Here is a 21,597-nt window from a genome sequence, read left to right as displayed (position 1 = left end):
CCAAAGTCCGCCCCGAGAAATCCGTTCCTCCCCCGCCCGGCCGGAAGCCTTCCCGGCGGGATGGGGCCGGCCGTTGCTCGGCCCGGCGACGAAACGATCATCGGCAAGGCCCGCGCCCCACGATGAGCCGAATTCGCCGAGCCGGCCCATCGCGGACCGCCCCCGCCCCCCGCGCGACACGCTCCGTCGCTCCCCCTTCGTCGGCCGCGCGGACCCATTCCATCCCCCCATGCGACCGGTTTGTTGACTGCGATCCGAGACGTCTTAGGTTATCTCGGACGGCCCCGTCGGGGACGATTCGCGGGGTCGTCGATCAGGGCCGGGCGCGCCCGGAACTCGCCCGGCAGGGGCGGGGTCGCCGCCCCGTCGTCGCGGGCACACCAGGAGCATCCTCAGATGGTTTCCAAGAACTCGAATCGCCGCGAGCCGGGCGGGTCGCCGCTCCAGATCTACCTCATGGAGATCAACGAGACGCCCCTCCTCTCCGCCGAGGAGGAGCGCGAGCTGGCCGAGAAGGTCGCGGCGGGCGATCCCTACGCCCGCGAGCATATGGTGAAGGCGAACCTCCGCCTCGTGGTGAACATCGCCCGGGGATACCTGGGCAAGGGCCTCAACATCGAGGACCTCATCGAGGAAGGGAACCTCGGCCTGATGCGGGCGGTCGAGGGCTTCGACGGCCTGATGGAGACCCGCTTCAGCACTTATGCCAGCTACTGGATCAAGCAGTCCATCCGCCGCGCCGTGATGAACAACGGCAAGCCGATCCGCCTGCCCGCCTACATGGTCAGCCTGCTGGCGAAGTGGAAGCGGGCGTCCAACATCCTGGCCGAGCGTCTCGGCCGCCAGCCCACGATCGACGAGGTCGGCAAGGCCCTGAAGCTCTCGAAGAAGAAGATCGGCATCGTCGCCAAGGCCATCCGGGTCAACAGCTTGACCCACCAGATGGAGAACTCCGAGGACGACAAGCAGATCCTCGACGACATCCTGACCGACGATCGCGGCAAGGGGGTCGAGGACGTGATGATCGAGACCGACGACCTGGAGCGGGTCTTCGACCGCCTCGACGCGCTCGACGACCGAGAGGCGGCCGTGGTCCGCATGCGGTTCGGCCTGGAGCCCTACGAGCCGATGACCCTGCGCGAGGTCGGCGAGCGCCTCGGCCTGACGCGCGAGCGAGTCCGGCAACTCGAGGGCCAGGCCATCCGCAAGCTGATCCACGACCTGGAGGACGCCAGCGAGCTGGTCCGCCGCTGACCGCGGCGCGCCCTCCCCGACGCTCACGCGAGGACCAGCATGGCGTCGCCGTAGCTGTAGAATCGGTAGCGTTCGCGGACGGCCTCGGCGTAGGCCTCCCGGACCAGTTCGAGCCCTCCCAGGGCGGAGACCAGCACCAGCAGGCTGCTCCTCGGCAGGTGGAAGTTCGTCACCAGGGCCCCGACCGCGCGGAAGGCGTGGCCGGGGCGGATGAACAGGTCCGTCCGCCCCTGGTAGGCCTCCACCCGACCCGAGGCCGCCGCCGTCTCCAACGTCCGGGTCGAGGTCGTCCCCACGGCCACGATCCGGCCGCCCCGGTCGCGCCGGGCGTTGAGCAGCTCGGCGGTCTCGGCGGGGACCTCGGCCCATTCGGCGTGCATGACGTGGGCGTCGATCGTCGGGGCCTCGATCGGCCGGAACGTGCCGACGCCGACGTGCAGCGTCACGTCGGCCGTGGCGATCCCCCGGGTTGCGAGCCTCGCGAACACGTCCTGGGTGAAGTGCAGGCCCGCCGTGGGGGCGGCGACGGAGCCGGGCCGACGCGCGTAGACGGTCTGGTAGCGCAGCAGGTCGTCGGCGGCCGCCGCGCCTCGGCGGATGTAGGGGGGCAGGGGCGTCCGGCCGTGGCGTTCGAGCAGGCCGAGCGTCGTCGCCGCGGGATCCTCGCCCGCCGGCCGCACAATCCAGGACCCTCCCGGCCCGCGGCCTTCCAGGATCAACCGGAGCCCCGGGGCGTCGCCGACGACCACGACCTCGCCCGGGTCCGGCCGGCCCCGGGTGCGGGCCAGGATCTCCCAGCGGCCGTCCTCGTGATCGCGGAGGAACAGCCCCTCCCACTTGCCCCCGGTGGATTCGCGGCGTCCGATCAAGCGGGCGGGGACCACGCGCGAGTCGTTCCGGACGAGGACGTCGGCGGGGTCGAGCAGGTCGGGGAGCTCGTCGAACTGTTGGTGCGCGATCGTCCCGGATCGGCGGTCGACCACCATGAGGCGGGAGGCGTGGCGCGGCTCGACGGGGTGCTGCGCGATCAGCTCGTCGGGGAGGTCGAAGTCGTATTCCGAGGTCAACACGGCGGCCAGGGCTCTCTCTCGTCGCGGTTCCGGGGTAAGATCGGCGGTGGCGGTCGCCGACGTCGCCGCTCCGGCCATCCAGTCGACGAGTATACCGTGCAGAGCCTGAAGCGACGCCTGGAGATCGCGCGACGAAGTCCCAGGCCCCGGCCCGACGCCCCCGTCCCGATCGCCCTGACGATCACCGACCTGGACGTCGGCGGGGCCGAACGCGCCCTCACCAGCCTTGCCGTCGGCCTCGATCGACGGCGGTGGTCCCCGCTGGTCCTGAACCTGAGCGGGGAAGGCGCGCTGGCGGCGACCATCCGGTCGGCCGGCGTCCCCTGCGAGAGCCTGGGCCTGAGCCGACGAAGGCCCGATCTGGCGGTCCTCCGGCTGGCGAAGGCGTTGAGGCGGCATCGGCCCGCGCTGGTGCAGAGCTTCCTCTTCCACGCCAACGTCCTGTCGCGGCTGGCGGGGCCGCTCGCCGGTTCGCCCTGGATGCTCGGCGGGCTCCGCGTCGCCGAGCATCAGAAGGGCTGGCACTTGACGCTCGACCGCATGACCAACCGCCTGGCGTGCGGCTCGGTCTGCGTGTCCGAGGGGGTCCGGCGGTTCAGCGTGGAGCGGGGGGGGCTCGACCCGGATCGGCTCACGGTCATCCCCAACGGCGTCGACCCGTCGCGGTTCGACGAGGCCGAGCCGACGCCTCGAAAGAGCCTGGGAGTGCCGGAAGACGTCGTCCTGGCGCTGACGGTGGGCCGGCTCGACGTCCAGAAAGGGCTGCCCGACCTGCTGGAGGCCGTCGAGCGGGTCGGCGACGGGCCGGCCCCCTGGCGGCTGGCGATCGTCGGCGACGGCCCGATGCGGGGCTGGCTCGACGCCCAGGTCGCCGAGCGGTCGGGGCTCGCGGGCCGGGTCGTGGTGCTGGGCCGCCGCGACGACGTGCCGTCGCTTCTGCGATCGGCCGACTTGCTCGTCCACGCGGCCCACTGGGAGGGGATGCCGAACGTCGTCCTGGAGGCGATGGCCGCCGGGCTGCCGGTGATCTCGACGGCCGTCGAGGGCGTCGAGGAACTCGTCATCCCCGGTCGAACGGGCCGGATCGTCCCGGCGGGCGATCCCCCCGGCCTGGCCGCGGCGATCTTCGAGGCGCTGACGGACCGCGAAATCGAGAGGTCGCAAGGCAAGGCCGGGCGGCTGCGGGTCGAGGCCGAGTTCTCGACTCGCCGGATGGTCGCCCGCTACGAGGAACTGTGGTCGAAGGTCCTCGGATTCGCCTGAGCACCGCCGCCGGGTAGGAGACCGGGGACGCTCAGGCGTTCCCTTTCGTCCAGGCCGATGCCTGCAACAGCCGCTGAGCGGCGCTCGGCCGCCCGGCGGTCGCCTCGGCGATCGCCAACGCACACTCGAGCGGGTCGAAGGGGGCGGCGGCCTGGCGGCGGATGGCCCGGTGCAGGGATTGGGTGAATCCGGGGCTCAGGGTCACCCCGCGCTGGGCGTGGACGACGCCGTCTTTCGTGCCGACCAGCGAGATCCAGAGCAGCGCCCGGCTCTCCGGCGAGAGATCGGGAGGCGGGACGGCCCGGGCCGTCGGATGCTGCAGATGCCAGGCGTAAGGGACGTCGTCCCAGCCGCCGGAGTTCCCGAATCGGAAGGCCAGGTAGAGGACCGGTCCCAGCGTCGTCAGGGCGAAGTGGGCGTCTCCCCGCCGCACCTCGTCGACCAACGGCCGCTCCTCGATCGGGGCGAAAATGGTCAAGGAGTGCCCTTCGGGCCCGTAACCGTACTGAGCCCCCTCGGGCCACGAGGTCCGGCCGTCCAGGAGGATCTCGCCGACGCGATAGCTGGGAGCAGGGCTTTGCCCCGCCGCCTCCATCGTCTCGCGGGTCCACGGGAAAGTCGCCATCATCCGATTGCTTGAGGTCATCTCGGCCTCGATCTCACTGGGATGAGTCGTCCGCCCCACGTTGGACGACGCCGGCCGGTTTCATCGGGACGGCCCGGCCATCGCCCGAATTGCGGCGATGGCATCCGGTTTGCAAGAAGCCTGGCGATCGATCGCCGTTCCGGACACCCAAGGGTCGGCCTCGATCGTGGTGCCCAGCCTCGGCCCCTCTCCGTCGAGTAGACGAGAGTCGGGCCAGAATCTTACTGCCAAAGATGCGGATTTCTCGGACGCCGGTGGGCAGGCCCTTCTCTCCAGGCCGCTTCAGGCAAGCAGACGACATCCGCGTCAAGACGTCGTTGGATTTCGATATGATTTATGCCGATCGGTTCGCGAGTCGAGCTTATGCAAACAGATCTTTTCGGTTGATGATCCTGAAAGCTTGTTGATCCTGCCGAACTGTCGTGACATCCCCCGATCAAGCGATTCGCGGAAGCCTGTCGGGACGCATTCTGATCCGGCGAAGGAATTCATCGAATCGAGCCTGACCGAATCGGTTAGTCCGTGTGATCACCTTGAGGCGCAAGGCCTTGCTCTCGATTTTCGGACGGTTGCGAAAGTCGGGACCGTCGATGCCGCCGATCGACGATCGTCGCCGGGGGGGGCGTGCATGATCAGAAGGTTGCAGGATTTCGGAACTGACGATCCCCGTGTGCGAGGGCGGTAGAATCGCCAGGAGACGCGTGATCAGAACTGGAAATTCTTATCTAGGCCGACATGCTCATTTCGCAATTGATTTTGTTTGCTGATCACGTATCATTCTCCTTAGTCGAGGATCTTCGCGGTCGATTCCGGTCGCACGCCTCTGGATCATCTCGAATTGATGCCGTCCGACCTGCTGTCAGAAACGAGTATTTCCATGAACCTTGCGAAACGGATTCGCGACTTGCGATATGCCAAGGGGTGGGGGCCCGACGAGCTCGCCAACCGCGCGAAGATCTCCCGGACCGCCCTCTATCAGATCGAGCGAGGCAACACCTCGAAGCCCCAGGCCGGCACGCTTCGCCGGATCTCCCGGGCCCTGGGAGTGCCGCTGGAAGTCCTGCTGGATTCCACCCCGCTGCTCGGCGAGAGCGATGTCGAGGAAGCGGCCGTGGCCGGTCCCTCGCTCGGGAGTCTGATCGGCGATCGCTCTCCGGCGACCGAACGGGGCGAAGAGTTGATGGAGAAGTTCCGGCTGCTGCTGGGGTCGCCCCTCGCGGACGGCATCGCGCGAATCGTCGAGGAGTCGTTCCGGCTCCTGCCGATCATCCCGCCGCCGGCCCAGAGCGAGACCTCTCGATACCTCGCGGCGATGGACGCGGAGCCCACGGCCCGGCGTCGCTCCCGCTCCCAGGCCTCCGGCGAGTAATCGCCGACTGAGCCGCCCCAAGCCTTCCATTTCGAAGGCCGACCCCCCCCGCCTTGCCGTCCGAACCTCCTCCGCAAACTTGCCATCGCCACCATGGGCCGGGATCACGCCGCGCCGACCGCCGGGTCGGGGTGACGCGTCGATCGGCCTGCGTCTTCGTCCCTCCGAGAGCCCGTCGCTCGCCGGGTTGCTCTTGCCCCGTAAGACGTCGCGGCTACAATCCGACTCGATTCGGGCCGGGAAGCGGTGAGTTGGTCGCCCTCGTCCCGCCCGAGCCGTGCGCCCCCGCCGGGAAGGAGCCTGCGTGATCCGTCGCCTTCATCGTCCCTGGTTGCTCGCCTCGGTCGGCCTGCTGATCGCGGGCCTGGCGGCCGGGCTGATCCTGCTTCGCGACGAGCTGTTCGAGAAGCGCGTCCAGGTGATCCATCCCGGCCGCCTGGTACGCGGAGCCTGGCAGCAGCCGGCCCCCCTTCGCCGGCTCGTCTCGCGCGAGGGGATCAAGACCATCGTGACCCTCACGGCGATCAACTCGACGGACGGGAAGTTCGTCAATCAGAGCGGAGTGGTCCGGGAACGGGGCCTCGACTGGGTCATCATCCCGATGCGCGGGTCTCGCGCGACCATCGAGCAGATGGTGATCGCGGCCGACTTGCTGGCCGACCCCGCGCGGCAGCCGGTCTTCTTCCATTGCGTGGCCGGCCATCACCGCACCAGCCTCGCTCACGCGGCGTACCTGATCCGGCACGAGGGGTACACGGCGAAGCAGGCCTGGGATACGGTGTCCAGCTATTCCTGGGCCCGCCCCGACGCCCTCGTGGATCGCAACGATCAGTTCCTGATTGAAGAATTCGCCCGGGTCCAGGCGACGCTGTCGCCCGAACCCGGCGTCGGCTACTGGGAGGTCGGGAGTGGCAAGCACGCGAAGACGGATCGTCCGGCGGACCCTGGCGACGGTCGCCTTGCTGCTCCTGATCCCGACGGCCTGGATCGGGTGGAATCAGGCCAACGACAACTTCGGGATCGTGCAGCCGGGGCGGATCTATCGCTCGGCGCAGATGTCGGCGGGCCATCTGGCGAGGACCCTTCGTGACCGAGGCATCCGGACCGTCCTGAACCTCCGGGGCCCCAATCCGGCCAAGGCCTGGTATCGCGACGAGCGCTCCGCGACGCTCGCCGCCGGGGCCACCCAGGTCGACGTCTCGCTCTCCTCCTGCGTCTGGATGTCCCGCGTCCAGCTCCGCACCCTCGTCAAGGCGCTCGACGAGATGAGCTACCCCGTCGTGATCCACTGCGCCTGGGGGTCGGAGCGCACCGGCCTGGTCTCCGCCTTCGCCGAGCTTCTCCGCGAGGGCTCGACGCTCGGAGACGCTCGCGAACAACTGGCGTTGAAGTATCTTTACGTCCCTTTCGGCGACGGCCGGATCATGTCGGAGGCCCTCGACCAGTACGAGGCCTGGCTGGCGGCCGAAGGTTTGCAACATCGACCCGAGACGTTCCGCCGCTGGGCCGATTCGGGCTACAAGCCCGGGAACCCGAGTCGCGAGGCGTGGCCCTACGACCCCTACCCGCTGATCGTCGTCTCGCCGCCGGGGGGGGAGTCGAAAGCGGCGGCCGTTCCCGGATCCGAATCCGGGGCGATCCGGCGATGACGGCGGACGGCGGCGGCGGCGAGGTCCGGGAATCCCGAAGGGACGAGGCGATGAGTCAGGTCGACAGCTGGGACACGCAGATCCGGGTGCGGTACGCGGAGACCGACCGGATGGGGCTCCTGCACCACGCGAACTACGCGGTCTATTTCGAGGCCGGCCGGACGGAGCTGCTGCGGGCCCGCGGCGAGAGCTATCGGGAGATCGAGGACGCCGGGTTCTTCCTGGTCATCGTCGACCTGGAATGCAAATTCCGCCAGCCCGCCCGGTACGACGACCTGCTGACCCTGAAGACCTCGGTCGCCCGGGTGACGCACGTCAAGATCGTGCACGAGTACAAGCTCATGCGCGACGGCGTCCTGCTCGCCGAGGGCCGCACCACGCTCGCCTGCGTCGACCGCGAGGGGAAGCCGCAGGCTCTGCCGGAAAAGCTCCGCTGATCCGACCCCGACCCCGCTCGCGGAGCTCAGTGGTCGACGACGACGTCGCCGCCGAAGAAACGTTCCGCCTCGGCCACGACCGAGCGGACGAGGGCGGCGGCCCTCTCCTCCGTGAGGCCCATCAGCTTGCGGACGGCTTCGAGCCGGGCCTGCTCCTCCTCGGTCAGCCTCCGGTCGGCGATCAGGCCCCGGATCATCATGGTGAACTCCTCCTTCATCCCCTGGGCGACCCACGCGTCGTCCAGCCGGAGCGCCCGCGCCTCGCGCATGAGGAGGGGCCACTCGTCGCTCGACGCGGGATACTTCTCGAAGATGTGGTGGAGCTTGCGCCGCCACTGAGTCTTGTCGAACTCCGAGGCGGCGTCGGCGTCGGGCCCGGGGGCCGACGCACCGGCCTCCTCGTCGGGCTCCGGCTCGGGGTCGAGGCCCCAGGCGTTCCGGAATTTCTCCCGCGACTCCTCGGAGGCGTCGAGGCGGGACTTGTCGGCGAGGAACCCACGCAACGCGCTGAGGAAACCCATGATGACGGCCTCCGTCGGGAAGCCGGCCCCCCCATCGGGGCGGCCGGCTCCGGATGTTGCGGACGCGACCCGTTTACTTCGACGCCGGCGCGGCGGCCTCCTCGGGCCTGGCGGCCGTCGGCTCGGGCTTGGGGGCCTCGGCCTGGGCCGTGAAGTGGTCGTAGACCTCGCGCGCGATCTTGGCGCAGAGCAGGTTGCCGGCGTTGTCGTCGGACCAGCTCTTGTCCTCGTTCTCGTCGGTGAGCACGCAGAGGGCGACCGGGCCCCCCTTGGTCTCGATCACCCCTGCGCAGGTCCGGCTCGCGTCGACGCTGCCGGTCTTGAACGCGACCTTGGTCCCGGGGGGCAGGAAGCGGGGGAACTTGGCCCTGTCGTCGCACGTCAGCAGGTGCTTCCACATGGCCTCGCTGGCCTTCTCGTCGACGAGCTTCCGGGCGTGCAGGGCCTCGAACAGCCGGATCATCTCGGCGGCCGTGGTGCTGCCCAGGCCGTAGACCTTGCTGCGTTCGGGGAAGACCGAGGTGTCGCGGCGGTAGACCTTGGAGTGGATCTTGGTGTTGGGGCAGCCCAGGGCCTCCATCGTCGCGGCGGTCGACCCGATGCCGATCGCGTCGAGGACGAGGTTGGTCGCCGTGTTGTCGGAGTAGGTGATCATCAGGTGGACCGCGTCGAGGAGGGGGAACCGGGCGCCTTCGGAGAAGTGCGAGGTCAGGACGCCGGAGCCGGGGACCTTGTCCTTCTTCGTGAGCATGACCGGGGAATCCAGGTCGACCTTCCCCTCGGCGGCCTGGCGGTAGGCCTCGATCATGACCGGGAACTTGACGAGGCTGGCCGTGGGCATCGGCGCGTCGGCGTCCAGGGCGTAGCTTTCGCCGGTCTGGAGGTTCTTGAAGGCCACCGCCGCCTTGCCCTTGTGGGCCTTGGCCAGGGCCTCGATGCGGCCCGCGAGGTCGGCCGGCGGCGAGCCGGGCCGCTCGTCGGCGAGCGCCACCGAGGCGAGGGCGAGCGTCGCGAGCGCGGCCGCGGCGAGCCGGAGGCGCGCGGCCGGTCGGCGGAGTCGAGGAGACATATCCAGAATCTTCGATTCGGTCATGAGTGGGGGTTTCCGCTTGTGTCGTCGTTCCGGCCGGCTCAAAATCCATTGTGCTCAGCCTCGCTCCGCGAGTCCAGCCCCACCCTCTCCACGTCCCGACCCGCCTCAAGCCCGCGCCTGTGGAAGGAGATCGCCTTTGCCCTCGTCCCCGCATCGCCCCTCGCCCCGACGTCCTCGCACCGCCCTGGGGCTCCTCGGCCTCGCCGCCTCGTGCCTGCTCGCCCTTCCGGGTTCGGCGAAGGCAGACGAACCCAAGCCGGGCGATCGGCTCGAACGCCGGGGCGACGAGATCGTCGTCTGCGGCCAGCTCTTCCACACCACCACCCCCGTCGTCCTCTGGACCGACCCCGAGGGATACGACGCCTACCGCGTGGCCCCGCACTTCAGCCCCGCGGACAAGAAGCCGGACCTCCCGCCGACCCGCTTCGGCCTCCGCAAGAACGGGCTGTCCGAGCCCGAACTGGCCCGCGTCCAGGCCGGGGGCTGGGACCTGCCGCTGCTCCAGCGCGTGGTCGACCAGTTCGTGATCCACTACGACGTCTGCGGGACCAGCCAGCGCTGCTTCCGCGTCCTGCACGACGAGCGGGGCCTGAGCGTCCACTTCATGCTCGACGTCGACGGCACGATCTACCAGACGCTCGACCTCAAGGAGGCCGCCTGGCACGCCACGAAGGCCAACGGCCGCTCGATCGGCATCGAGATCGCCAACATGGGCGCCTACTCCCCCGGCCGGACCGCGTCGCTCGACCGCTGGTACGAGAAGGACGCCGAGGGTCGCGTGAAGATCAAGCTCCCGGGCGCCCCGGAGGCCAACGGCATCCACAACCCCGACGCCCTGCTGGCCCCCGCCCGGAACGAGCTGGTGAAGGGGAAGATCCGAGGCCAGGAGCTGGAGCAGTACGACCTGACCCAGGCCCAGTACGACGCCCTGACCAAGCTGACGGCCACGCTCTGCACCGTCTTCCCCAAGATCAAGGCCGACTACCCGCGCGACGACTCGGGCGCCTTGCGGCTCGACACCCTCTCGCCCGCCGAGTTCGACGCCTACCAGGGGCTGCTCGGCCACTACCACGTCCAGACCAACAAGACCGACCCCGGCCCGGCCTTCCAGTGGGACCTGCTCATCGACGGGGCCCGCTCGAAGATGGCCGGGAAGTGAGCTTCGCCTTCGGGAGGGAGGGGTTCGAGCCCCTCCCGACCGTCTCCAGCAGCAGCACCAGCCGCCTCGCGACGACCTCGGCCCACAAGTCGGCTCCGACCGGCGAGAAATGGTCGTCGTCGATGTGGCGGTTGTAGAGCGGGCTCCGCGAGAGCGTCGAGTTCCCCTCGCTCGCCTCGCGCCTCAGCCTGAGGTGCTCGTCCAGGAACGCCTCCAGCGGGTCGCAGAAGTAGGCTGGCGGGCCGGGGAAGATGTTGCTCACCAGGCCCGGGTAGAATCCGTCCTTGCGCCGGCTCTCCACCTGGGGGAAGGTGGGGACCGGGACCAGCAGGCAGATCGCCCCCCGCGATCGGCACCAGCCGTGGATGCGGTCGATCCAGTAGGCCGCCTCGTCCATCCAGTCGGGCCGGCCCTGGAGGATGTCGAAGCCCTCGCCGAAGTCGTTCGGGCAGACGCTGACGACGACGAATTGCGGGGTCATCCGCTCGCCGTACTCCAGAAGCGTGTAGTAATACTGCTCGGGCGAGTAGGCGATGTGCCCCGTGTTGGCGAGCGAGACGGACCCTTCGTAAAGATCCGTCAGGCGGTTCGCCAGGTAGAACGGCGGTGTCTGCTCGTCGCCGTTGAACATGCCCTGCATGAAGGAGTCCCCCAGGACGACGCCCCGGAGCGCGGCCGAGGGGTCCGGTTCCGGCCCTCGCAGGCCCCAGGAGTTGGTCGTCGTGGCCGAGGACTCGTCGACGATCGCGCCGGCCTTCGACGCGGCCTCGCGATGCTCCGGCGTGTCCAGGATCTGGAACAGCCCGAAGGGGCCGTCGTGGAGCGTGACCTGGCGCAGCCAGACCGACCGGGTGTTCGGTCGGAGCCGGTAGGATCGGCCGCGGTCGTCGGGCTCGAAGACCTGCGAGGAGAGAAGGAACGACTGGTCGGCGCGTCCGAAGCGGACCAGGCCGTGCTCCGGATCCATGCCGGCGACCCGGAACAAATCGCGCATCGGCTCGTCCGTGCCGTTGAAGAACTTCGTCAAGGTCGCCGTCGTCGAATCGACCGCTCGCTGCCTGCGACGGGCCCAATCGGCCTCGATCTCCGTGCGATCCGGCTCCAGGCCGGTCACCCATCGGATCGTGGCGGTGCGGGCCGCGACGGCCCCCTGGATCGCGTAGAATCGCCCGACGGGGAACGCGGCGACGATTCCGGCGACCGTCGCGAGCGTGGCGAGTATGATGAAACGCTTGAACCATCGGGCGCGGGCGTCGGCACGACCGGGGCTTGATGGGGCGGGGGCCTGATTCATTCGGGGAGCTCCGCCGAGTCGCCCTCCGGCTTCCGCCTCGCGGGATCCGGGGGCCGCTCGGCGCGTGGGGCGCGACTGACTGTCTAAGGAGACAGGATCGATGAGAATCGCCGTGACCGGGGCGACGGGATTCGTCGGCCGCTACATCGTCTCACATCTGGCCCAGGCGGGACACCGGCTCGTCTGCTGGCGACGCCCGAGCAGCGACGTCTCGGGCCTCGCCGATTCGATCCCCGAGGGCGGCATCGACTGGGTCGAGGGGAGCCTCGGCGACGAACGCGCCGGCCGCGACCTGCTGGACGGGGCCGACGCCGTCGTCCACGCCGCGATCGACCACCCCGGCGGACGCTTTCGGGGGGGCGAGGGGAACCTCCTGGAGTTCTTCGAGCGGAACGTTATGGGGACGCTGCGGCTGATCGAGGAGGCTCGCCGCCGGGAGCTGAAACGGTTCGTCTTCATCTCCACCTGCGCCGTGCACGACCTGATCCTGGACGATCGGCCGCTCGACGAGGCCCACCCGACCTGGAGCGCCAGCCACTACGGGGCCCACAAGGCGGCGATCGAGGCTTTCGTGTCGAGCTACGGCCTGGGCTCGCGGATGCCCATCTGCGCCATACGGCCCTGCGGCGTCTACGGCCTGGCCCGTCCGCCGAAGGCGAGCAAGTGGTTCGACCTGGTGCGAAAGGTGGCCGCCGGCGAGCCGGTCGAATGCCGGGGGGGCGGCAAGGAGGTCCACGCGACCGACGTCGCCCGGGGCGTCGAGATCCTGCTGAACGCAGACGCCCAGGCGGTGTCGGGCCGGATGTACAACTGCTGCGATCGCTACGTCTCCGACTACGAAGTCGCGCACATCGCCCGTCGACTCGCCGGGTCGGACGGCCCCATCGGCGGTGCGGAGACGCATCCCAAGCACCAGATCGCGACCGACCGGATCCGCTCGCTGGGGATGACCTTCGGCCGAGAGGCCCGGCTTGAGGAAACGATCGCCCAACTACTCGCCGCCGCGAACACGGCCAATTAGGATCCGGGCCGAGCGGGGACGGCTCCGACCGCCTCTTGAGGGTCGGGGGCGACGGCCGCGACCTGCGAGGCCGCGGGGGGCGTCGGCGCGATCGTCGGCGCCTCCAGCGTGAACGGGTCGAGGATGACCCGGTCGCCGGGCTGGACCCCGGAGAGGACCTCGACGAAGTCCGAGTCGCTGAGGCCGAGTTCGACCTTCTGCCAGCGGTAGGGCGTCTTGGCTTCGGGAGCCGGGGTCCGGTCGAGGATCGCCACGTAGGAGTCGTCGCCGATGTCGCGAACGGCCGCGAGCGGCATGCGGTCGACCTGCGACCGGCGATCGTACAGGAACGTAACCTCGGCGCTGAGGCCGGGGCGGAGGTCGGCGAAAGCGTCGTCGATCGCGATCAGGGCGAAGTAGACGCGGACGTCGGAGAAGGGCCCGTTCACCGGCGAGGAGATGGCGGTCACGTCGGTGACCCGCCCGCGCAGAAGCCGGTCGGGGAAGGCGTCCAGGCGGATCGAACAGGCCTGGCCGTTGCGGAGGTACGAGACCTTGGTCTCGTTGATGCGGGCCTTGACCCGCATCCGCTTGGGGTCGGGGAGCTGAAAGATCGGCTGATCCTGCCGGACGGTCGTCCCTTCCTGGATCACCGACTCCACCCGCCCCCAGCCGTTGGTTTCATTCACGTAGACGACCACGCCGTCGCGAGGTGCGCGGAGGATGCAGGCGGCGACGTTCTTCTCCAGGCGTGCGAGCCGCTCCGCCTCCAGGGCGAAGCTCGCGTCCTGGGCGAGCTTGTCGGTCAGGATCGAGGCCAGCTTCGCTTCGAGCGACTTGAGGATCTTGGGACCGGTGAACTTCTCCAACCGCAGGAGCATGCCCTGAGCCTCGCTCAGGACGAATTCCGCCTGCTGGAGCGCCAGTTCGTCCGCGCGTAGCTGGGAGCTGGTGCGCAGCCCCTTCTGGGTGACGCCCCGCGACCATTCGACGTTCTTCGCGGCCCGATCGTGGTCGATCTCGCAAGTCTGGACATACTGGCGGATGAGCTGGAGGTCCTGAGGGAGGATGCCATCGCGATACTCGCGAAGCGTGATCTCGTTGACGGCGAGCAGCGAGGTCGCCTGCTCGACGAACGACTTGGCCTGGAGCCAGCGGATCTGCTGGGCCTTGAGCTCGTCGCGGAAGGCCGCCGAATCCAGCTCGCACACCACATCGCCCTGCCTCACGGCCGTCCCCTCGGGCAGGATCGAGATGATGCGGGTGGAGCCCGGCTTCTCTTCCATGCCGCCTCCCCCGCCGCCTCGACCGCTGCCGCCTCCACCGCCGCTTCCACCGCTGCCCCCGCCGCCCCGGGAATTCGAGGCGGTCGTCGCCTTCGTCGTCCGCTTCAGGGGGGAATAGGGAGCGACGGTGTAGGTGAAGCTCCTGATGGAGGGCTTCGCGGACGTACCCGAGGCGGCCGTCGCCGTTCCCGAGGATCCCGATGCGGACCCCGACCCCGCCCCCCCCTTGGCGGTCGACCCCGCACCACCCTTGGCGGTCGCGGTCCCGGCCTTGGCCGTCCCCGCGGCGCTCTTCGTCGGTGCGGGGGCCGGCGCGGCGGATGCCTGCGAAGCCGCCCCACTGCTGGAGCCCCCGGACCGGTTCCCCGAGCCGCTCGAGTTCGACCCGCCCACCAGGCCGATGAGGGCCTCGACCTGGCACCGGACGACCGCGTCCGTCGCGCTTTCGAGCGTGCCGAACTCCACGACGTACTGCACGATGTCGCCGCGGTCGACCTCGGCGAGCTTGTACGAAACGGCCTCGCGACGATCGAGCCAGGAGGGGCGATACCCTTGCTCCCAGGCCCACGACGCGCCCCCCACCGCCGCCAGCACGACGACGAGGGCCGTCAGCCGCTTCCCGATCGACCCGCGTCGGCTCGGGCGTTCCAGTTCGATCCGAGGGACCGCGTTCGGTTGAGCTTGCATGTGTCGTCCGAGGGGAAAGGCGCGACCGAGCCGATCGCGGCCGGGAGTCCGGCCGAATCCGCGTCAAGCGTCGCGATCGGGTTCGAGAGGGCGAGGGATCCTCTGGACCGTTACGCGGCGCCGAATGTCTCGGTTCATTGGATTATCGGAAGTCCCGGACCGGGGTCAACGCATCTAGGGATGCGATTCTCCTCTAGAAGAGCGTCAAAACCCCGGCCTCCGGCCCTGTCCATACCCGCGTTCGCCTGGTTCCCCGACGATCAGGCCTCGGGGAGCCCCGACTCGGCGCGGGAGGACGCCAGGACGAGCGACGTTTCGGCGTCATGGAGCCGGTAAATCGCCCGGCAATGCGAGAAAGCCGACTCCAGGTCGGCCACGGGAACGGCCGTCCCATCCGTCCCGACGCCCGCCAGGATCACCAGGCGACGTGGGGCCGTCAGGCTCGCGAGTCGACCGATGTCGCCGTACCTCAACAAATTGGGCGCGAGGAGACCCATCCGGACGCGGCTCCAGGCAACGGGTTCCGGTGCCACGAGCCGCGCCGGGGTGGACTCGGCGACGACCTCCGCAACGCGGGGGGCGTACGCCGACGCGAGGATCGACGCCGTCCCCGCCGCCCCCCGGCCGTGCAGGAGCATCGGCAGGTCGCGGGGGAGGTCGGCAAAGGGCGAGGGAGGGGTGCCGAGGAGTTTCCCGAGGGCCTCCACCCACTGCATCAGGTCGAAAACCCACTGGCCGAGCAGGGGACGGCCGATCCAGACGCCCCACTCGGCCTCATTGTGGTCGACGGCCTCGGCGATCGTCGGCGTGTCGGGCTTCAGCCGCCCCAGCGCCCGAAGCTCCACCGCGCAGGTGGCGTAACCGGCGCGGTGCCATGGCATCCCCCAGGCGGCGGCCACCTCTGCGTCGATCGCCTCTTCTCCAGACAGGATCACCAGCCCGCGCCGGGCACCCGAATCGGGCGTCCTCAGGAATCCGGAGAGGGCCAGGCCCGGTTCGGGCTCCATTACGAGCGTCCAGCATCCTCGCCCCGCATCGAAGCCGACGCGGAGGGGCGGCGGGTCGGTCTGGGGCAATCCGCCGAGCACGTCCTTCGCCAGTCCGGCCTTGAGCGAGACCGCCTCCGCCTCCCAGGCCTGACGGTGGTCGGGGGCGGCGGGCAGCGCAGCGATCCTCGCGAGGGCCTCGCGGCGGAAGAATTCCGGGATCGTGACGATCGACGCCGGGCGGGATCCGGCGTCCGGATAGCACCGGAGCCGGGCGGGGTCCTCGGGCTGGACCTCCGGCTCGGCGATCGGCCCGCCGTCGCCGCGATCGCGGAGCCAGCGGTCGAGCCAGCCGTAGAGGGCCTCGCGCATCGGCCGGTTGTAATCGTGTCCGGAATCGACGGTCGCCTGGCGGATGCGATCGCCGGCCCCGAGCTGCTCGAACCGCGGGCGCGCGTGCTCCAGGCTCCTGGCGGCCGCCTCAGCGCCGAACTGAGGGGCGTCTCGGCTGGCGCTGACGACCAGCAAGGCCCCGGGGGCGATCATCGCCAGCAGGTCTCCCGTCGTGGCGTAGGTCAGCCCCCCCGGATTGACCTCGCAGACGCAGCAAGCGGTGTCCAGGTAGGCTTCCAGGGCGCCGACCCCGCAGACCGGCACGACAGCTTTGAGCCGGTCGTCGGTCGCGCCGGCGTAGAGCGTCTGGTTGCCCCCCCCGGAAGCCCCCGTGATCGCCAGACGGGTCGGGTCGACCTCGGGACGCGAGGCGAGGTAGTCGACGGCCCGGCGATTGTCGTGGACCTGCAGCCCGATCAGCGGCACGCCGGCCGCCCAGAGCGAAGCCCCGGTCGGCCCGCCGTGATAGGTCCCGGGCCCGGGGACGATCGCCCGCTCCCCCGCGCCGAAGGCGTCGACGCAGAGGCAGACGTAGCCGAGCCGGGCGAGCGCGATGCAGCGGGCCTGCACGGTGGGATCGATCCGCGCCCAGGCCCAGTGGCCGTGCACGCTCAGGACGGCCGGGGCCGGGGCGTCCGAGTTCCGGGGGCGATAGAGGTTCGCCGTCACCCGCACGTCGGGCCGGCTCTGGAAGGTCAGCCGTTCGATGATGTAATCGTCGCGCTCGACCACCCCGAGGATCTCGGGGGCCAGGTCGCAGGGCTCGATCAGGGCCAGGCCGAAGGAGGTCCGCAGCCCGGCGGCGACGCCCTGGAGCCGCTTTTCCCAGCCCTCCGGCGTGGCGGGAGGGGCGGTCGGGCGGCGGGCGGAGGGGACGGCTCGCCGGACGAAAATCCCAAAGGACGCGGCGGGGTCGGCCGGGTCGTTCGCCGTTTGCATGCGGAATCCTCGGCAGGGGCGGGTGGGGGTGTTTTTCGCGGTCTCAACGAGCGTATCGGTCGCGATCTTCCGCCACAAGCCGTCGAGGTCGCCGCGTCGTTTCGGAAGTGGAAGGCGTGCGGATGCTTGGATCAATGGTCCGAAGATCTCAACGATTCGTTCCGACTGCTCCAACCGCTGAATCCGACGAAATTCATACCGACGGAACCGGTCGTCCCGCCTGTACCGGCCGGGACTTCTCGAATCTTGAGGAAATCCCTGGAATCGCAACCTAGGTTTCAGGTATCGGAGGAGTCTCTGCGACATCCAGCACGTTCGCGGCAAGCCTTACATCGAGGTTCGCCGTCACAGCTGGCAGACTCGACGCTCGTCGACTCTCCTCGACGATCAGGGGATCCCCCGGGGGGAGCGCCGCGAGAACGCGGCGGCAAGGCGCCCGAGAAGGCGGCCGACTTCGCCAAGGAAGAGGGGTTTGGACCACGGAGGGATGGACGAAGGCGGCAGACGGGGGAGCAAGCGAAGGGCCCATCAGGTCGGGGACGACCGCCCGAGACTCGCGAAGGAACGGCCGCGATCCAGGTGATCGACGAGCCGGATCCCGAACGACCGGGAGGTTCGCTCCTCGCGCCGAGCCGGCCCCCGCCGCGCCCAACGATCAGCGGAGTGCACCATGCTTGGGCTACCCAACGGATCGCTCGGAGAGCGTTCCTGGATGGGGTGCAAGGAAGTCGGACGACGCCTCGGCATTCTGATGCGGAGAGGAGGGGGGCCTCGGTCCCTGCGGCGGCGACGCCCGACCCTCCTGGAGGCGCTCGAGGATCGCACTCTGATGGCGAGCGCGGGCTCGGATTACCTGATCAAGAACGGGTTCCGCTGGGCGAACCCCTCGCGGATCACCTACAGCATCGCGCCCGACGGCGTCTCCTGGATCAGCGGCACGAATGCGCTGAACGCCACGTTCGACGCCAAGTTCGGCCAGGGCGTCTGGCAGCGTGAGGTCGCCCGCGCCCTGGCGACCTGGCAGTCGGTCGCGAACATCAACATCGTCCCGATCGCCGACGGCCCTTACCGCGTCAACGCCCTGGGCGCCTCCCAGGGCGACGCGCGGTTCGGCGACATCCGAATCGGCGGGACCGCGATCGCCGGCAATCAGCAGACGCTGGCCCAGACCTACTTCCCGCCCCCGCAGGGCTCGACGGCCGGCGGCGACGTCGAGGTCAACCTCAACATGAAGTACGCGATCGGGTCGGACTTCGACCTGTTCAGCGTCGTGCTCCACGAGACCGGCCACTCCTTGGGCCTCGATCACCCCACGAGCGGCAGAGTGGTGATGCGGCCCGTCTACGGCGGCGCCGTCACCACCCTCGACGCCGGCGACATCGCCGGCATCCAGGCGATCTACGGCGCCCGACAGCCCGACATCTACCAGGCCCAGGGCTACGGCGAGACCGCCCAGAGGCCCATCGACCTGACCTCCGTCCTGTCCACCGCCCAGTTCTCCACGGCCTCGGCGGCGTCGCTCGACTCCGTCGGCGACGTGCAATGGTTCAGCTTCGTCGCGCCGGACTACGCGAGCGGCTCCTGGCAGGTGACGGCCTCGGCGTCGAACTCCAGCATGCTGAGCCCCAAGGTCACGATCTACGACGCCGCCGGGTCTCCGCTCGCCCAGGCGTCCGACCCCGGCAAGTGGAGCGCCGACGTGACGGCCTCGGTGGGCTCGATCGTGCCGGGACGTCGCTACTACGCCGCCGTGATGGGGGCGACCAACGACGTCTTCGCGGTCGGAACCTACAACTTGACGGTCGCGCTCTCCCAGGCTCCCAGGACCATCACGCCGCCGACCGTCACCCCGACGCCCCCGCCGAGCCCTGCGACGCCCCCGCCCAACACCGTGATCCCGCCCTCCGGGCCGATCTATCCGACCACCGTGGTCATTGCTCCGGACCGCTTCGAGCTGAACAACTCCATCGGCACGGCCACGCGGATCGGAAGGATCTCGCAGGCGAGCCTCCCCGGCCTGACGCTTGCGGCCGGCGACGTGGACTTCTTCTCGTTCCAGGCGGGTGCCCAGGGGGTCGTGCAGGTCTCGGCCGGAGGCGCGACCATCCAGGTTCTGAACAATCGAGGCCGGGTCGTCGCCCAGGGGACGGACTCGGTCAGCGTCTCCGCCGGCCGCAACGCCGCGCTGGTCGTGCGGCTTCAGGCCGTCGGCACGTCGAGCGTCGCCGATTATACGCTCTCCCTCGCCCAGGCGGCCCCCGCGCGGAGGCCGGTCTTCCGCAGGCCGCCCGCCCGGCAGGCCCCCCTCCCCAGGCTGGCGACCCTCTATGCGTACGAGGCTCCCGTGTGGGCTTCGGCGCTGAAGCCGGCCGCAGTGTGACGCCCCGCCCCGGTACGCGACTTGCGTCTCCGGAATTTGAGCGCAAGCCCCGGCTGTGGTAGCTTGTGCGGATCCGAACACGGGCGACGCGCCCGGACCCTCGGGGGGTCGCCGCGGGCTGGGACAGCCGGCGGCGACCTCCTCGTCCGCGCGCCGAACAGACACAGGGAATCAGGAGCGACTGGAATGGCTGAATACACCGTGCCCCCGCTGCCGTACGACTTCGGCGCGTTGGAGCCCCACATCGACGCCAAGACGATGGAGATCCACCACGACAAGCACCACGCCGCGTACGTCAACAACCTCAACGCGGCGCTGAAGGATCACCCGGACCTCCAGGGCAAGCCGATCGAGGCCCTGATCGCCGACCTCAACGCGATCCCGGAGGCCATCCGGACGGCCGTGCGGAACAACGGCGGCGGGCACGCCAACCACGCGTTCTTCTGGCAGATCATCGGCCCCGGCGGCGGCGGCGAGCCCAAGGGCGCGCTCGCCGAGGCGATCGCCTCGGAGCTTGGCGGTTTCACGACGTTCAAGGAGGCCTTCAACAAGGCCGCCACCACCCGGTTCGGCTCGGGGTGGGCCTGGCTGACGGTCGGCAAGGACGGCAAGCTCGCCGTGACCTCCACCGCCAATCAGGACAGCCCGATCTCCGACGGCGCCACGCCGGTCCTCGGCCTGGACGTCTGGGAGCACGCCTACTACCTGAAGTATCAGAACCGGCGCCCCGACTACATCACGGCCTTCTGGAACGTCGTCAACTGGGACGAGGTGGGCCGTCGCTACGAGGCCGCCAAGGGGAAGTGACCCCTCCGCGACACCGCGACTCTCCTTGACCGGTCCCCCCGGATCGGTATCATCCGGACGCACGGGTGCTCGCGCCCGTCGCGTCCGGTTTGCGTTTTCGCGGATGGTTGGAGGTCTCGTCGATGGATCGACCCTGCGTTCCCCGCCCTTATCGCCTCATCGCAGGCGTCATGACGCTCGCTGTCGCCCTGGTCGCGTCTGCCGGCTGCCGGAGCACGAAGAGCGAGGTCCCGCCGGGCCGGCCCTACGCCAGGACGGGGGACCAGCCGCCGGCCGTCGGGTTCAGCTCCGAGCCGCATCCCGCGCTCGCGAACGGCTCTCCGGGCACGTTCAACGTCGGGCCGGGCGGGTCGACCGACGACCAGTTCGGCGGGCTCAAGCCGAAGCCCCCGATCTACGGCACACCCACAGCGGGCGAGAAGGTCGCGCGGCCGACCGACAACGGCTACGGCCCGCCGGGGACGTCGGGACTCGACCCGACCGCGGGCCCGAGCCCGGGGGTGATCGCCGACGAACTTCTCGACACCGGCGAGTCCACGGCCAAGTCGCTCACCCGCGACCTGAAGGTGAGCCCCGCATCGGGGCCGCAATGAGCCTCGGGCTTCAGGTCATGTTCGAGGACGAGCACTGCCTGGCGGTCCTCAAGCCGGCCGGCCAGCTCACCCAGGGGACCTGGGCGCCCCCCGGCGAGACCACGCTCGAACAGGACCTGCGCCGGCATCTGAATCCCGCCGCGCCGGAGTCCGTCTACGTCGGGATCGTCCACCGCCTCGATCGGCCGGTGTCGGGCATGCTCCTCTGGGCGAAGACCGCCAAGGCGGCGCGTCGGCTGGCGATGCAATTCGAGAAGCGGCAGGCCGTGAAGGAGTACTGGGCGGTCGTCGAGGCGGCCGACGCCGCCGTCGAGAACCCCGGACCTTCGCCGCTGCCGCCGATCGGCGACACCTGGATCGACTGGCTCACCGCTCCCGACCAGGAAGGCGTCGTCCGATCGGTCGCGGAGGGGACGCCGCGTGCCCGCGAGTCGCGGACCCGGGTCTTCGTCGAGCCCGACGCCCGGCTTCCCGAAGGGATGCTTCGGCTTCGATTCTGGCCCGAGACCGGCCGGACGCATCAACTCCGCGTCCAATCGGCGACCCGGGGCCTATCGATCCTCGGCGATGCGATCTACGGCTCGCGCAAGGCGTTCTCGCCGGGGATCGCGCTGCATGCGCGGTCCTTGCAGGTACGGCACCCGACGACGTCGGCGCCGTTGATCCTGGTCGCGCCTCTACCGGCGTCCTGGCGGGAGCTTGGCGTCGATCCCGCGCCGGGTTCGGTCTGAGGCGACCGGGGGAGTCCGCGCCGGGGGAGGGGGGCCGGCG

Annotated in this window: 19 protein-coding genes; 12 read left to right on the top strand and 7 right to left on the bottom strand. The window is 69.8% G+C overall.

The features are described from left to right. The first annotated feature begins 396 nt into the window (after window positions 1–396). The gene (locus tag G6O68_RS03320; RefSeq protein ID WP_165244803.1) at window positions 397–1,254 is read left to right on the top strand and encodes a sigma-70 family RNA polymerase sigma factor; all 858 of its coding nucleotides are present in this window, start codon (window positions 397–399) and stop codon (window positions 1,252–1,254) included. 23 nt (window positions 1,255–1,277) lie between these two features. On the opposite strand, the gene queA is transcribed toward G6O68_RS03320, so the two are convergent. After that, window positions 1,278–2,324: a tRNA preQ1(34) S-adenosylmethionine ribosyltransferase-isomerase QueA gene (queA, locus tag G6O68_RS03315; protein ID WP_165244801.1), complete on the bottom strand. Its 1,047-nt coding sequence runs from the start codon at window positions 2,322–2,324 to the stop codon at window positions 1,278–1,280. 96 nt (window positions 2,325–2,420) lie between these two features. On the opposite strand from queA, the gene G6O68_RS03310 reads away from it, so the two are divergent. Then, the gene (locus G6O68_RS03310; protein ID WP_165244799.1) at window positions 2,421–3,587 is read left to right on the top strand and encodes a glycosyltransferase; all 1,167 of its coding nucleotides are present in this window, start codon (window positions 2,421–2,423) and stop codon (window positions 3,585–3,587) included. A 31-nt stretch (window positions 3,588–3,618) separates the two neighbouring features. Here the strand turns inward: G6O68_RS03310 and G6O68_RS03305 are convergent, their stop codons facing one another. Then, window positions 3,619–4,233, bottom strand: coding sequence for a hypothetical protein (locus G6O68_RS03305; protein ID WP_165244797.1), 615 nt, complete (start codon window positions 4,231–4,233; stop codon window positions 3,619–3,621). Window positions 4,234–5,110: 877 nt separating this feature from the next. On the opposite strand from G6O68_RS03305, the gene G6O68_RS03300 reads away from it, so the two are divergent. The 4 genes from G6O68_RS03300 (at window position 5,111) to G6O68_RS03285 (ending at window position 7,688) form a co-directional block, all read left to right on the top strand. Further along, complete coding sequence (locus tag G6O68_RS03300; protein ID WP_165244795.1) at window positions 5,111–5,602, top strand: helix-turn-helix domain-containing protein; 492 nt, start codon at window positions 5,111–5,113, stop codon at window positions 5,600–5,602. A gap of 304 nt (window positions 5,603–5,906) precedes the next feature. Then, entirely contained in the window at window positions 5,907–6,692 is a 786-nt protein-coding gene (locus G6O68_RS03295) for a protein-tyrosine phosphatase family protein (protein WP_165244793.1), read from the top strand. Beyond that, the gene (locus tag G6O68_RS03290) at window positions 6,658–7,251 is read left to right on the top strand and encodes a phosphatase domain-containing putative toxin (protein WP_240911023.1); all 594 of its coding nucleotides are present in this window, start codon (window positions 6,658–6,660) and stop codon (window positions 7,249–7,251) included. Before G6O68_RS03295 ends, G6O68_RS03290 begins: the two co-directional genes overlap by 35 nt. Before the next feature lie 50 nt (window positions 7,252–7,301). Beyond that, window positions 7,302–7,688 carry an acyl-CoA thioesterase gene (locus G6O68_RS03285; RefSeq protein ID WP_165244789.1) on the top strand — a complete coding sequence of 129 codons (387 nt, stop codon included), beginning with the start codon at window positions 7,302–7,304 and terminating at the stop codon, window positions 7,686–7,688. Window positions 7,689–7,714: 26 nt separating this feature from the next. Here the strand turns inward: G6O68_RS03285 and G6O68_RS03280 are convergent, their stop codons facing one another. Continuing rightward, window positions 7,715–8,209: a hypothetical protein gene (locus G6O68_RS03280; protein ID WP_165244787.1), complete on the bottom strand. Its 495-nt coding sequence runs from the start codon at window positions 8,207–8,209 to the stop codon at window positions 7,715–7,717. A 73-nt stretch (window positions 8,210–8,282) separates the two neighbouring features. Next, window positions 8,283–9,302, bottom strand: coding sequence for a serine hydrolase (locus G6O68_RS03275; protein WP_240911022.1), 1,020 nt, complete (start codon window positions 9,300–9,302; stop codon window positions 8,283–8,285). 136 nt (window positions 9,303–9,438) lie between these two features. Between G6O68_RS03275 and G6O68_RS03270 the strand changes: the two genes are divergently transcribed. Beyond that, window positions 9,439–10,461 (top strand): N-acetylmuramoyl-L-alanine amidase, encoded by a 1,023-nt coding sequence (locus G6O68_RS03270; protein ID WP_240911021.1) that lies wholly within the window; start codon window positions 9,439–9,441, stop codon window positions 10,459–10,461. Here G6O68_RS03270 and G6O68_RS03265 read toward each other — a convergent pair. Continuing rightward, the gene (locus G6O68_RS03265) at window positions 10,424–11,755 is read right to left on the bottom strand and encodes an SGNH/GDSL hydrolase family protein (RefSeq protein WP_165244783.1); all 1,332 of its coding nucleotides are present in this window, start codon (window positions 11,753–11,755) and stop codon (window positions 10,424–10,426) included. The genes G6O68_RS03270 and G6O68_RS03265 overlap by 38 nt on opposite strands. A 100-nt stretch (window positions 11,756–11,855) precedes the next feature. On the opposite strand from G6O68_RS03265, the gene G6O68_RS03260 reads away from it, so the two are divergent. Continuing rightward, window positions 11,856–12,776, top strand: a complete 921-nt coding sequence (locus tag G6O68_RS03260; protein WP_165244781.1) for an NAD-dependent epimerase/dehydratase family protein — start codon at window positions 11,856–11,858, stop codon at window positions 12,774–12,776. Here G6O68_RS03260 and G6O68_RS03255 read toward each other — a convergent pair. Together G6O68_RS03255 and G6O68_RS03250 are read right to left on the bottom strand one after the other, a co-directional pair. Beyond that, a complete protein-coding gene (locus tag G6O68_RS03255; RefSeq protein WP_206108005.1) occupies window positions 12,773–14,728 on the bottom strand; it encodes an efflux RND transporter periplasmic adaptor subunit in 1,956 nt (651 codons plus the stop codon). The genes G6O68_RS03260 and G6O68_RS03255 overlap by 4 nt on opposite strands. Window positions 14,729–14,988: 260 nt before the next feature. After that, on the bottom strand, window positions 14,989–17,046 hold the full coding sequence (locus tag G6O68_RS03250; RefSeq protein ID WP_165244779.1) for an alpha/beta hydrolase family protein: 2,058 nt from the start codon (window positions 17,044–17,046) through the stop codon (window positions 14,989–14,991). Between the two features lie 829 nt (window positions 17,047–17,875). Here G6O68_RS03250 and G6O68_RS03245 point away from each other — a divergent pair. From G6O68_RS03245 to G6O68_RS03230, 4 genes are all read left to right on the top strand, one after another. Further along, on the top strand, window positions 17,876–19,426 hold the full coding sequence (locus G6O68_RS03245; RefSeq protein ID WP_165244777.1) for a matrixin family metalloprotease: 1,551 nt from the start codon (window positions 17,876–17,878) through the stop codon (window positions 19,424–19,426). A gap of 186 nt (window positions 19,427–19,612) precedes the next feature. Next, complete coding sequence (locus G6O68_RS03240) at window positions 19,613–20,233, top strand: superoxide dismutase (RefSeq protein ID WP_165244775.1); 621 nt, start codon at window positions 19,613–19,615, stop codon at window positions 20,231–20,233. A 122-nt stretch (window positions 20,234–20,355) separates the two neighbouring features. Further along, window positions 20,356–20,826: a hypothetical protein gene (locus tag G6O68_RS03235; protein ID WP_165244773.1), complete on the top strand. Its 471-nt coding sequence runs from the start codon at window positions 20,356–20,358 to the stop codon at window positions 20,824–20,826. Further along, entirely contained in the window at window positions 20,823–21,557 is a 735-nt protein-coding gene (locus G6O68_RS03230; protein ID WP_165244771.1) for an RluA family pseudouridine synthase, read from the top strand. The genes G6O68_RS03235 and G6O68_RS03230 overlap by 4 nt, the downstream gene beginning before the upstream one ends. Window positions 21,558–21,597 lie beyond the last annotated feature (40 nt).

This window comes from Paludisphaera soli (assembly GCF_011064595.1).
Classification (GTDB): domain Bacteria; phylum Planctomycetota; class Planctomycetia; order Isosphaerales; family Isosphaeraceae; genus Paludisphaera; species Paludisphaera soli.
This window is presented reverse-complemented; position numbering and strand designations above follow the sequence as displayed.

Excerpts from the sequence above, each read along its gene's own strand:
- G6O68_RS03320 (WP_165244803.1), top strand. The coding sequence starts at position 397 with ATGGTTTCCAAGAACTCGAATCGCCGCGAGCCGGGCGGGTCGCCGCTC.
- G6O68_RS03305 (WP_165244797.1), bottom strand. The coding sequence starts at position 4,233 with ATGACCTCAAGCAATCGGATGATGGCGACTTTCCCGTGGACCCGCGAG.
- G6O68_RS03300 (WP_165244795.1), top strand. The coding sequence starts at position 5,111 with ATGAACCTTGCGAAACGGATTCGCGACTTGCGATATGCCAAGGGGTGG.
- G6O68_RS03290 (WP_240911023.1), top strand. The coding sequence starts at position 6,658 with ATGTCGGCGGGCCATCTGGCGAGGACCCTTCGTGACCGAGGCATCCGG.
- G6O68_RS03285 (WP_165244789.1), top strand. The coding sequence starts at position 7,302 with ATGAGTCAGGTCGACAGCTGGGACACGCAGATCCGGGTGCGGTACGCG.
- G6O68_RS03280 (WP_165244787.1), bottom strand. The coding sequence starts at position 8,209 with ATGGGTTTCCTCAGCGCGTTGCGTGGGTTCCTCGCCGACAAGTCCCGC.
- G6O68_RS03275 (WP_240911022.1), bottom strand. The coding sequence starts at position 9,302 with ATGACCGAATCGAAGATTCTGGATATGTCTCCTCGACTCCGCCGACCG.
- G6O68_RS03265 (WP_165244783.1), bottom strand. The coding sequence starts at position 11,755 with ATGAATCAGGCCCCCGCCCCATCAAGCCCCGGTCGTGCCGACGCCCGC.
- G6O68_RS03260 (WP_165244781.1), top strand. The coding sequence starts at position 11,856 with ATGAGAATCGCCGTGACCGGGGCGACGGGATTCGTCGGCCGCTACATC.
- G6O68_RS03255 (WP_206108005.1), bottom strand. The coding sequence starts at position 14,728 with ATGCAAGCTCAACCGAACGCGGTCCCTCGGATCGAACTGGAACGCCCG.
- G6O68_RS03250 (WP_165244779.1), bottom strand. The coding sequence starts at position 17,046 with ATGCAAACGGCGAACGACCCGGCCGACCCCGCCGCGTCCTTTGGGATT.
- G6O68_RS03245 (WP_165244777.1), top strand. The coding sequence starts at position 17,876 with ATGGCGAGCGCGGGCTCGGATTACCTGATCAAGAACGGGTTCCGCTGG.
- G6O68_RS03240 (WP_165244775.1), top strand. The coding sequence starts at position 19,613 with ATGGCTGAATACACCGTGCCCCCGCTGCCGTACGACTTCGGCGCGTTG.
- G6O68_RS03235 (WP_165244773.1), top strand. The coding sequence starts at position 20,356 with ATGGATCGACCCTGCGTTCCCCGCCCTTATCGCCTCATCGCAGGCGTC.
- G6O68_RS03230 (WP_165244771.1), top strand. The coding sequence starts at position 20,823 with ATGAGCCTCGGGCTTCAGGTCATGTTCGAGGACGAGCACTGCCTGGCG.